The organism is Amaricoccus sp., assembly GCF_017993425.1.
In the GTDB taxonomy this organism is placed as follows: domain Bacteria; phylum Pseudomonadota; class Alphaproteobacteria; order Rhodobacterales; family Rhodobacteraceae; genus Amaricoccus.
On record NZ_JAGOMQ010000073.1, the window covers coordinates 1 to 9,954 of the forward strand.

Here is a 9,954-nt window from a genome sequence, read left to right on the forward strand (position 1 = left end):
AGCGCGGGGTGATCCAGCAGCTCGGGGCCGGCGAAAAGGGCGGGTTGCGTCGCGAAGCTCTCTCTCATCCCGAGATCCTAACCCATCGGGATCTCCAAGGGAATCAACGAGTTTCGCAGGGGTCTCTAGCTAATATTCACGCGTGAACACCCGCGTTTCCGCCGGAGCCGTGCCGGCCGGGCTCCCCTAGACGATCATCTGCTGGCCGAGCTCGACCACCCGGTTGGAGGGCAGGCGGTAGAAGCTCGTCGCGTCGACCCCGGACTTGCTCAGGGCGATGAAGAGCTTGTCCTGCCAGAGCGGCATCCCGGCGTCCGGCGAGGCCTTGAAGTTGCGCCGGCTCAGGAAGAACGACGTCGTCATGATGTCGAACGCGACGCCCTGCTTGCGGGCGAGCGCCAGCGCCCGCGGCACGTTCGGCTCCTCCATGAAGCCGTATTCCACGGTGATGCGGGTGAAGTCCTCGCTCAGGTACTCGATCGTCAGCCGCTCCGCGTCCGGCACCCGCGGCGTGTTCGCCACCGAGACGGTCACCATCAGGTTATGCGCGTGCAGGACGTGGTTGTGCTTGAGGTTGTGGAGGAGCGACGAGGGCGCGATGTCCGGGTCGGCGGTCAGGAACACCGCCGTCCCCGGAACCCGCGTGATCGACTTCGACCGCGACAGCGAGGCGATCAGCGACGACAGCGAGGCGCTGGCCGAGCGGGCCTTGCCGAGCACGATCGCCGTGCCCCGCACCCAGGTCGCCATGGCGAGCCCGAGCGCCAGCGCGAGCGCGAGCGGCAGGTAGCCGCCGGAGAAGAACTTGAGCAGGTTCGCCACGAAGAACACCAGCTCCACCGCGAGGAGCGGCGCGACCACGGCCGCGGCCGCCGTCGCCGGCCAGCCCCAGACCCGGCGGAAGGTCGCGTAGGCGAGGAGCGAGGTGACGATCATCGTCCCCGTCACCGCGATCCCGTAGGCGCTGGCCAGCGACGCCGAGCTGCCGAAGAGCAGCACCAGCGCCAGCACCGCCGCGAGCAGCAGCCAGTTCACCCGCGGCATGTAGATCTGGCCGACCAGCGACTCGGAGGTGTGGCGGATCTCGAAGCGCGGCAGCAGGCCGAGCTGCACCGCCTGCTGGGTCAGCGAATAGGCCCCGGTGATCACCGCCTGGCTGGCGATCACCGTCGCCGCCGTGGCGAGCAGCACGAGCGGCAGCAGCCCCCAGGCCGGCGCCATAAGGAAGAACGAGTTCCCCGCCGCCTCCGGCCGCGCCAGCACCAGGCTGCCCTGCCCGAGGTAGTTCAGCGTCAGCGCCGGAAAGACCAGCGTCGTCCAGGCGAAGCGGATCGGCCCGCGGCCGAAATGCCCCATGTCCGCGTAGAGCGCCTCGGCCCCCGTCACCGCGAGGAAGACCGAGCCCATCACCGCGAAGGCCCCGAACCCGTGCTCGAGGAAGAAGCGGATGCAGTGATAGGGGTTCAGCGCGTGAAAGATCGCCGGCCGGTCGAAGGCGTGCCCCGCGCCGAGCGCCGCGAGCGTGAGGAGCCAGACGAGCGTCACCGGCCCGAACAGCGCCGAGACCCGGTCCGTGCCGCCGCTCTGCATCCAGAAGAGCGCCACGATGATGGCGAGCGTGATCGGGATCACGAAGGGCTCGAAGGCGGGCTGCACCAGCGTCAGGCCCTCGATCGCGGAGAGGACCGAGATCGCCGGCGTGATCGCCGCGTCGCCGTAGAAGAGCGCCGCCCCGGCGATGCCGAGCCCGAAGAGGAGCGGCGTCCGCCGCCCCACCGCGCCCTGCACCAGCGCCAGCAGCGCCAGCGTCCCCCCCTCGCCGCGGTTGTCGGCCCGCAGGATGAGCAGGACGTATTTCACCGTCACGATCATCACCAGGGTCCAGATCAGCAGCGAGACGATGCCGATCACCTCCTCGGCGAGCAGCAATCCGTCGCGCGACGCGCCGTGCAGCGCCTCGCGCAGGGCGTAGAGCGGGCTCGTCCCGATGTCGCCATAGACGACGCCGATGGAACCGAGGGTGAGCTTCCAGAAACCGGCGGACTGGTGCGCCGCGCCGCCGGGGGCGGGCGTGTCGGAGGCCATGCGATCCTCGCTGCGGCGTCTCGACCGGCGGTTCTACGCCTGATGACGCGCCGCAGCAAGCGGCGTCGTCGCCGCCCGCGCGACCGTGACCGCCCGGCTACAGCCCGGCGAGCGCGTCCACGTAGCAGGAGACGCTGTCCGCGACCGCCTCGGGCGTGGCGTCGGAGGGGTAGAATTCCAGGAACGGCTGCCCGGGCGCGACCAGGTAGGTGAAGGTCGAGTGATCCATGAGGTAGAACTCCGGATCGTCGCCGGCCTTGCGGTAGTAGACCCGATAGGCCTTGGCCGCCGCCGCGATGTCCTCGGGCGAGCCGCTCAGCCCGAGCATGTCGGGGTGGATGGCGCGGGCATAGGCGTCCATCGCCTCAGGGGCGTCGCGCTCCGGGTCGATGGTGACGAAGACGAGCCCCAGGTCCGTGCCGCGCTCGGTGAGGATGTCGGCCGCGACGGCGTTCCGGGCGAGGTCGTTCGGGCAGAAGTCCGGGCAGAACGTGTAGCCGAAATAGAGGAGCGTCGGCCGGGTGATCGCCTCCGCCTCGGTGACGCGCGCGCCGCTCCCGCCGGTGAGCGTGAACGGCCCGCCGATCGAGGCCGTCCCGGTCGCCACCGCCCCGCCGCGGCACTCCGCGAAGACGTCCGCCGGCTTCCCCCTCAGCGCGAGAAAGGCGAGCGCCGCGATCCCGAGCACGGCGACGCTGGCGGCGAGGATGGCGGCGATGCGGGTCATGGCCCGGGCATGTCGCACGCCCCGCGGACGCGGGCAAGCCCGCGGCGTCGGGCGGGGCACGCCCGCAGGGTCGGGCTCGGGCACGGCGGCGGGGTCGGGCCGGGGGGCAAGGCCGCCGCCGGCGCATCGACAGGAGCAGGCCTGCGGATGTCCTCGAACCCCTGCGGCCCTGCGGGAGGCCCGACGCCGCGGGCGTGGGTGGTGGCGTGGGCCGGCGCGGCGCGTAACCGCAGGGTAAGGTTAAGCCTTCCTTAAGCCTTGCCGCGCCAGGGTGGCGGGCCTTTCACGGGAGCGCCCATGAACCTTGCCGATCTCCTGAACGTGGACCCGGCCGCGACGATCCTCGGGGCGCCGGACTTCGTCTGGGCCGCCGTCGTCAGCGCGGTCGTGACGCTGGGGCTCGCCCTCGCCTTCGGGCCGCGGCGGGTCGTGCCGGCGCGGGCGAGCGAGGCGCCGGTCGCGGGGGCCTGCGACTTCCTGCTGCACGGCTCGACGGTGCAGCCGCTGACCGAGGCGGCGCGGGCGCTGGCGGCGACCTTGGGCAGCGGGGCGTCGCGGCTCGCGGGGCTGCGCGCGCATCTGGCGGCGGATTGTCCGGGGATCGACGGGGATCTCGAGGCGCTGGTCCTCTACGGCGTCGGGTTCCGCCGGCACCTGCAGCGGGCCGAGGGGGCGTTCGAGCTCCTGGGCGAGCCGCGGGGCGGGGCGGCGTATCTGTCGATCCGGCCGGCCTCGGAGGAGGCGCAGGCGTTGCGCGACGCCGAGGCGGCGTTGCAGCGGGCGCAGGCGGAGGCGGCGTTCCTCGGCGCGGCCTTCGACCGGGCCCCGGTGCTCGCCTGGAGCGTCGCGCCGGACGGGCAGGTCGGCTGGGCGAACGCCCCCTATCGCGACCGCTTCGCGCCGCAGGGCGAGCTGCCGGACCACCGCATCCCGGACGGGTTCGGGCACGTGCTGGAGGAGGTGCCGCTCACCCCGCGCGCCGGGGAGCAGCGGCGGCGGGTGGCGGTGCCGAGCGGGCGGGACGGCGAGCAGCGCTGGTACGAGCTGAGCCAGGGGCCGGCGCCGAACGGCGGGTCGCTGAGCTTCGCGCTGGAGGCGGACGACCTCGTGGCGGCGGAGGCCTCGCTCCGGCGGTTCATCGAGACGCTGACCGAGACCTTCGCCCACCTGCCGATCGGGCTCGCGGTCTTCGACAAGAACCGCCGGCTCGGGCTCTTCAACCCGGCGCTGACCGAGCTCGTGAAGATCGACGCGGTCTGGCTGGCCGGGCGGCCCTCGCTCCGGGACTTCCTGGAGCGGCTGCGGGAGACCCGGCAGATGCCGGAGCAGAAGGACTTCGCGGCCTGGCGGCGCAAGCTCGGCGAGATCGAGGAGGGGGCGCGGGAGGGCGCCTACGAGGAGAACTGGGTGCTGCCCTCGGGCAAGATCTTCCGGGTCACCGGCCGGCCGCATCCGCAGGGCGCGCTGGCGTTCCTCTTCGAGGACATCTCGACGGCGATCCAGCTGGAGCGGAAGTACCGCTCGGAGCTGGAGCTCAGCCAGGCGACGCTCGACCGGATGGTCGAGGCGGTGGCGGTGTTCGACACCTCGGGGATGCTGGTCTTCGTCAACTCGGCCTTCGAGGCGATGTGGGGGCTCGACCCGATGGCGCGGCTCGACGGGCCGGGGGTCGCCGACCTGACCGCGCTCTGGGCGGAGCGGTGCCGGCCGAGCCCGGCCTGGGCGCGGCTGCGCGACTTCGCGACCGGCGGCGAGGCGCGGGCGAGCTGGACCGACGCGGTGGAGGCGCGGGACGGGCGGATCCTCCAGCTCCTCGTGGCGCCGCTGCCCGACGCCTCGGCGCTGGTGGTGTTCCGCTGCCTCAGCGAGGAGCGCGCCGCGCTGGCCGACGCACGCGGCGTGGTCGGGAGCGAGGGCGGCGCCGCGGCGCTGGTCGAGGACCTCGCCTATGCGGCGCTGGAGGCCCCCGTAGAGGCGGCGGTGCAGCGGATCATGGCGGCGATCCCGGCGGCCGGCAGCCAGGAGGCGTTCCAGTCCCTCGGCGCGGCGGCGCAGGGGCTGGGCGAAGGGCTCGCCCGGGCCCGCGAGCTGCGCGGGCTGCGGGCGGGGGCGCCCGACGCGGTGCCCGCGCTTGCGCGCAGCGCGTGAGGGTGTTCACGCGTGAAAACCCTCTAAGCCATTGATTTCACGTAGGGGCGGGTTAACGCAACCTTACCCGTCCACGCTGCACGATGGAGGCGGCAAGGGTCGACCGGCGGCGACGTCTCGCCTCGCCACGGCGCCCTCAGGTCGACATGCGCATGTCAACCTGCTCGACGCGAAGCGGCTTGTATTTGCAAGCAAATAAACATGATCCAGATATCGCCCGTTCGTATCTGCCCGGGCTCGTCCAGCAGCATCGCGGGCGACTGGCCTGCGGCCCCGGCGCTCGTGTGGGACTTATATTACCCGCCAGATCTCTCCCCGTCGCCGAGATAGGCGGCGAGCCCGGGCGGCGGATCGGCGAGCAGCGCCGCCGTCGGGGCGGGCGGCAGGGCCCGGCCGTCGTCGACCACCACGGTCTGCGGGGCGATGCGGAGCGCGTCGGCGGGCTGGTGGGTGACCATGAGGAGCGTCGCGCCCTGCTCGGCGCGGATGCGGTCGACGAGGTCGAGCATCTCGTCGCGGAGCGCCGGGCCGAGCGCGGCGAAGGGCTCGTCGAGGATCAGGAGCGGGCGGTCGCGCAGGATGGCGCGGGCGAGCGCCACCCGGCTGCGCTCGCCGCCGGAGAGCGCCGCCGGCCGGCGGTTGCCCATGCCGGCGAGGCCGACGGCGGCGAGCGCGCCCTCGACGCGGGCCCAGCCGTCGCGGCCGAGGCGGAGGTCGGGGCGCAGGCCGAGGCCGACGTTCTGCGCGGCGGTCAGGTGGGCGAAGAGGTTGTGCTCCTGGAAGACCAGCGTGATCGGCCGCGCGCCCGGGCCGAGCGGCGTCAGGTCGCGCTCCTCCCACAGGATGCGGCCGCGCGCCGGGGCGAGGAAGCCGGCGATGGCGGCGATCAGCGTGCTCTTGCCGGCGCCGGAGGGGCCGATCAGCGCCGTCGCCGAGCCGCGCTCGAGCGCGAGGTCGGCGGTGAGCCGCCAGTCGTCGTAGACGATCTCGACCCCCTCAAGCCGCAGCACGGCCGCGCCCCCAGCGGTCGAAGCCCCAGAAGAGCGCCAGCGTCAGCGCCACGAGGACGAGCGCCACCCCCGCCGCCGCCTCGTTGCGGAAGGCGGCCATCAGCCGCTGCATCAAGAGCGGCAGGGTGGCGACCTCGGGCGGCGCGAAGAGCGCGATCACCCCGAGATCGCCCATGGAGAACGCCGCGGCGAGGCCGACGGCGAAGCCCGCGGGTCGGCGCAGCCGCGGCCAGATGGCGAGGCGGAAGCGCGGCCAGCCGGCCATCCCGAGGCTGTCGGCGAGGCGGCCGTCGATCTCGCGCGCCTCGGTCAGCGCCGGGAGCAGGACGCGGAGCACGAAGGGCAGCGACATGGTGGCGTTGACCGCGGCGGTGACGGGCAGCGCCAGCGCGAACGGGTCGGCGACGGGGTGGAGCAGGATGAAGAGCCCGGTCCCGACCACGAAGGGCGAGGCGGCGAGGCCGAGGAGGCCGAAGGTCTCCACCCCGAGCCCGCGGCCGCGCGCCTTGAGCGCGTCGGCGAGCGCGGCGAGGCCGAGGCCGAGCGCGAAGGCGAGCGCGGCGGAGAGGAGCGCGATGGCGAGGCTGAGCCCGGCCGCGGGCCAGATCGAGGCGGGGAGCCGGCCGAGGGCGAGGAGCCCGCGCAGCCCGGCGGCGGCGAGCGGCAGGCCGAGGAAGAGCGCGAGCGCGACGAGGACGGCGGCGTCGAGCGCGCGCAGGCCGGGGCGGTCGGCGTCCCAGCGCTGCGGGGCGGCGCCGAGGCCGCCGCCGAAGCCCGCATCGGCGGCGAAGCGCAGCGCCAGCAGCGCGGCGGCGGCGCAGAGGCCGAACTGGATCAGCCCGAGCCAGGCGGCGCGGCCGAGGTCGAAGTCGAAGCGGATCGCCTGGTAGATGGCGAGCTCCACGGTCGTGGCGCGCGGGCCGCCGCCGAGGGTGAGCGCCACGGCGAAGGAGGTCATGCAGAGCAGGAAGGTCAGCGTGAACGCGCCGGGGAGGACGGCGCGGAGCATCGGGGCCTCGATGCGGCGGAGCGTGTCCCCGGGCGCGAAGCCGAGCTGCGCGGCGAGGCGGAACTGCTCGGCGGGGATAGCGGCCCAGCCCTGCAGGAGGAGCCGGGTGACGAGGGGAAGGTTGAAGAAGACATGGGCGAGGACGACGCCGCGCAGGCCGTAGATGTCGAGCCGGGGCAGGCCGGCGGCGGCGAGCGCGTCGCTGAGGAGGCCGCCGCGGCCCCAGATCGCCACGAGGCCGAAGACCGCGACGATGGCGGGCAGCAGGAACGGCGCGCCGAGGAGCGTCGCCATGGCGTCGCGGCCGGGGAAGCGGCGGCGGGCGAGCGCGCGGGCTACCGGGACGGCGAGGGCGCAGGAGAGCGCGGCGGAGAGGAGCGATTGCAGGAGGGTGAAGCGCACCGCCGCCCATTCCGCCGGGCCGAGGCCGCGGCCGGGCTCGGCGCGGAGCGCCAGCGCGGCGAGCGTGCCGAGGGTCAGCGCCGCGACGAGCGCGAGCGCCAGCCCGCCGCCGAGGAGGGCGGCGGGACCGGGCGTCCCGGGCGGGCGCGGCGCGCGCACCGGTTCGCGCCGCCTCAGCCGCTGAAGGCGCGGAGCCACTCGTCGAGCGCGCCCTCGCGCGCGGCGCGGGCCTCCTCGGGCGAGAGGAGGAGCGGCTTCGCGGGGACGGCGAGGTCCTTGAACCCCTCCGGCAGGCCGGCGGCCGGGGTGTGGGCCGGATACATCCAGTTGGTCTCCGGGATGATCGACTGGAAGTCGTCGCTCAGCATGAAGGACAGGAACCGCCGGGCGAGCTCGGGCTGGTCGGAGGCGGCGGTGACGCCAGCGACCTCGATCTGCATGTAGTGGCCCTCGTCGAACATCGCCGCCGCCTTGTCGTGGTCGTGCTCGGCGATGACGTGGTAGGCGGGCGAGGTGGTGTAGGCGAGCGCCATGTCGACCTCGCCGTTGAGGAACAGGCCGTAAGCCTCTGACCAGCCGGGGGTGACGGTGACGACGCGCTCGCGCAGGCCGGCCCAGATCTCGGGGGCGCGGTCGCCGTAGGCGGTCTTGACCCAGAGCATCAGCCCGAGGCCCGGGGTGGAGCTGCGGGGGTCGTGGATGACGACGGAGACGTCCGAGGCGATCAGGTCCTCGAAGCTGGTCGGCGGGTTCGCGAGCTTCGTCCTGTCGTAGACGAAGGCGAAGTAGCTCCAGTCGTAGGGCAGGAACACCGGGTCGTCCCAGGCGACGGGGAGCGACAGCTCCGGGGCCTCGAGCCCGTGCGGGGCGAAGAGGCCGGTGGCGGTCGCCTCGGCGGTCAGGTTGGTGTCGAGGCCGAGGACGATGTCGGCGGGCGAGCGCGCGCCCTCGAGGCGGAGCCGGCCGAGGAGCGCCGCGCCGTCGCCGGCGCCGACGAAGCGGACCGTGCAGTCGCAGGTCTCCTCGAACTTCGCGGCGATGGCGGGGCCGGGGCCCCATTCCGAGACGAAGCTCTCGTAGGTGTAGATGACGAGCTCGGGCTTGTCCTCGGCCTGCGCCGCCTGCGCGTTCATCTGGGCGGCGAGGGCGAGGACGAGCGCCGCGGCGGTCGAGAGGATGGGTCGCATGGTGGTCCTCCTTGGGGCTGCGGGGCGAGGAGGAGGACGGGGTTCCCGTCGCGCCTTCCCTCCGCCGGCATGATCCGGTTCAGGTTCGACGGGTCCGCGTGACGCGATCTCAGCCCGGATTCTCACCGGACACCCCGAGGCGAGGCGCACCATAGGGCGCGGGGCGGCGAAGGCAAGGGCGCCGGAGGGGTTGGCGGGGGCCGGCGGGCGTAAACCTTTGGTTTAGGCGGCGTGGGACCTTCGGCCGAGAGGGGCGGGGATAAACCGCAGCGCGATGGCGCGCCGCCCCCGCGGGTTGGCATGGATGGGGAGGCCGGCGACGGATTCGCCGGGAGAAACGGAGGACAGGACATGGTTCGGATCGGGCTTTTTGCGGCGGCGGCGGCGCTGGCGGGTCCCGCCTGGGGGCAGGCGGCGCTCGCGCCGGTGCTGGAGCGGCTGGAGGGGCAGGGCTACGGCGGCTTCGAGGTGGAGAACGAGGGCGGCCGGCTCAAGGTCGAGGCGGTCAAGGGCGGGATCGAGCGCGAGCTCGTCTACGACGCGACGACGGGCCGGCTGGTCTCGGACGTTCAGCGGCCGACCGACGACCGCGGGGGCGCGACCTCGGCGGCGCGGTTCTCGGGGCTCTACACGACGCTGAGCGGGGCGGGCTACACCGACATCGAGATCGAGCAGCGCGGCGGCCGGATCGAGGTCGACGCCACGAAGGACGGCCAGCGCCGCGACCTGACCTATGACGCGGCCAGCGGGGCGCTGGTCTCGGCGCGCGTCGACGACGATGACGACGACCGCCTGGACGGCGACGACCGCGACGACCGCGACGAGGCGGACGACGACCGCGACGACGGGGCGGACGCCGACGACCGCGACGACCGGGACGAGGCGGGCGACGACCGCGACGACGACGACCGCGGCGGCCGCGACGACGACCGGGACGACGACCGGGACGATGACGACGACGACAACCGGGGCGGCTCGTCCGGGCGTGGCGGCGGGTCGGGGTCGGGCGGCGGCTCCGGCTCCGGCGGCGGCTCCGGGTCGGGCGGCGGGTCGGGGTCCGGCCACGGCGGCGGCGGGGACGACGACGGCGATGACGACGATGACGGGGACGACGACTGAGCGTCGGCGAGCGGCGGATCGCGGGAGCCGGGCGGTGCGCCGCCCGGCTCCCGGCGTTGCGCGCCGCGGCGATCGCGGCTAGGCGGGAACGCGTGGAGGAGAGCCGATGCGGGCGCGGAAGCTGATGCAGGTCGCCGTGGCGGCGCTGGCCCTGGCCGGCCCGGCGGCGGCGGCGCCGGTCGACCAGGTGGTCGAGCAGCTGCGCGCGCAAGGGTATCAGGTGCGCGAGGTCCAGCGCACCTGGCTCGGCCGCATCCGCATCGAGGC

General features: G+C 74.1%; 7 protein-coding genes and 1 riboswitch. Of the genes, 2 read left to right on the top strand and 5 right to left on the bottom strand.

Going from position 1 to position 9,954, the window contains the following annotated elements; genetic code table 11:
• Positions 1-186: 186 nt before the first annotated feature.
• Together KBB57_RS19455 and KBB57_RS19460 are read right to left on the bottom strand one after the other, a co-directional pair.
• Entirely contained in the window at positions 187-2,085 is a 1,899-nt protein-coding gene (locus KBB57_RS19455; RefSeq protein ID WP_290753927.1) for a potassium transporter Kup, read from the bottom strand.
• Between the two features lie 97 nt (positions 2,086-2,182).
• Positions 2,183-2,812, bottom strand: coding sequence for an SCO family protein (locus KBB57_RS19460; protein ID WP_290753930.1), 630 nt, complete (start codon positions 2,810-2,812; stop codon positions 2,183-2,185).
• Positions 2,813-3,109: 297 nt separating this feature from the next.
• Here KBB57_RS19460 and KBB57_RS19465 point away from each other — a divergent pair, with 297 nt between their 5' ends.
• Positions 3,110-4,960, top strand: a complete 1,851-nt coding sequence (locus KBB57_RS19465) for a PAS-domain containing protein (RefSeq protein WP_290753933.1) — start codon at positions 3,110-3,112, stop codon at positions 4,958-4,960.
• A 296-nt stretch (positions 4,961-5,256) separates the two neighbouring features.
• Here the strand turns inward: KBB57_RS19465 and KBB57_RS19470 are convergent, their stop codons facing one another.
• Genes KBB57_RS19470 through thiB form a run of 3 tightly spaced genes read right to left on the bottom strand, consistent with a single transcriptional unit; the run spans position 5,257 to position 8,568 of the window.
• Positions 5,257-5,970 (bottom strand): ATP-binding cassette domain-containing protein, encoded by a 714-nt coding sequence (locus KBB57_RS19470; RefSeq protein ID WP_290753935.1) that lies wholly within the window; start codon positions 5,968-5,970, stop codon positions 5,257-5,259.
• The gene (locus tag KBB57_RS19475) at positions 5,957-7,540 is read right to left on the bottom strand and encodes a thiamine/thiamine pyrophosphate ABC transporter permease ThiP (protein WP_290753937.1); all 1,584 of its coding nucleotides are present in this window, start codon (positions 7,538-7,540) and stop codon (positions 5,957-5,959) included. Before KBB57_RS19475 ends, KBB57_RS19470 begins: the two co-directional genes overlap by 14 nt.
• A gap of 14 nt (positions 7,541-7,554) precedes the next feature.
• On the bottom strand, positions 7,555-8,568 hold the full coding sequence (gene thiB / locus KBB57_RS19480) for a thiamine ABC transporter substrate binding subunit (RefSeq protein ID WP_290753940.1): 1,014 nt from the start codon (positions 8,566-8,568) through the stop codon (positions 7,555-7,557).
• Between the two features lie 39 nt (positions 8,569-8,607).
• A riboswitch (TPP riboswitch) is annotated at positions 8,608-8,715 on the bottom strand.
• A 204-nt stretch (positions 8,716-8,919) separates the two neighbouring features.
• Between thiB and KBB57_RS19485 the strand changes: the two genes are divergently transcribed.
• Positions 8,920-9,687, top strand: a complete 768-nt coding sequence (locus KBB57_RS19485) for a hypothetical protein (RefSeq protein ID WP_290753942.1) — start codon at positions 8,920-8,922, stop codon at positions 9,685-9,687.
• Positions 9,688-9,954: the final 267 nt, after the last annotated feature.

Coding starts and splice junctions, on each gene's coding strand:
- KBB57_RS19455 (WP_290753927.1), bottom strand. CDS start 2,085: ATGGCCTCCGACACGCCCGCCCCCGGCGGCGCGGCGCACCAGTCCGCC.
- KBB57_RS19460 (WP_290753930.1), bottom strand. CDS start 2,812: ATGACCCGCATCGCCGCCATCCTCGCCGCCAGCGTCGCCGTGCTCGGG.
- KBB57_RS19465 (WP_290753933.1), top strand. CDS start 3,110: ATGAACCTTGCCGATCTCCTGAACGTGGACCCGGCCGCGACGATCCTC.
- thiB (WP_290753940.1), bottom strand. CDS start 8,568: ATGCGACCCATCCTCTCGACCGCCGCGGCGCTCGTCCTCGCCCTCGCC.
- KBB57_RS19485 (WP_290753942.1), top strand. CDS start 8,920: ATGGTTCGGATCGGGCTTTTTGCGGCGGCGGCGGCGCTGGCGGGTCCC.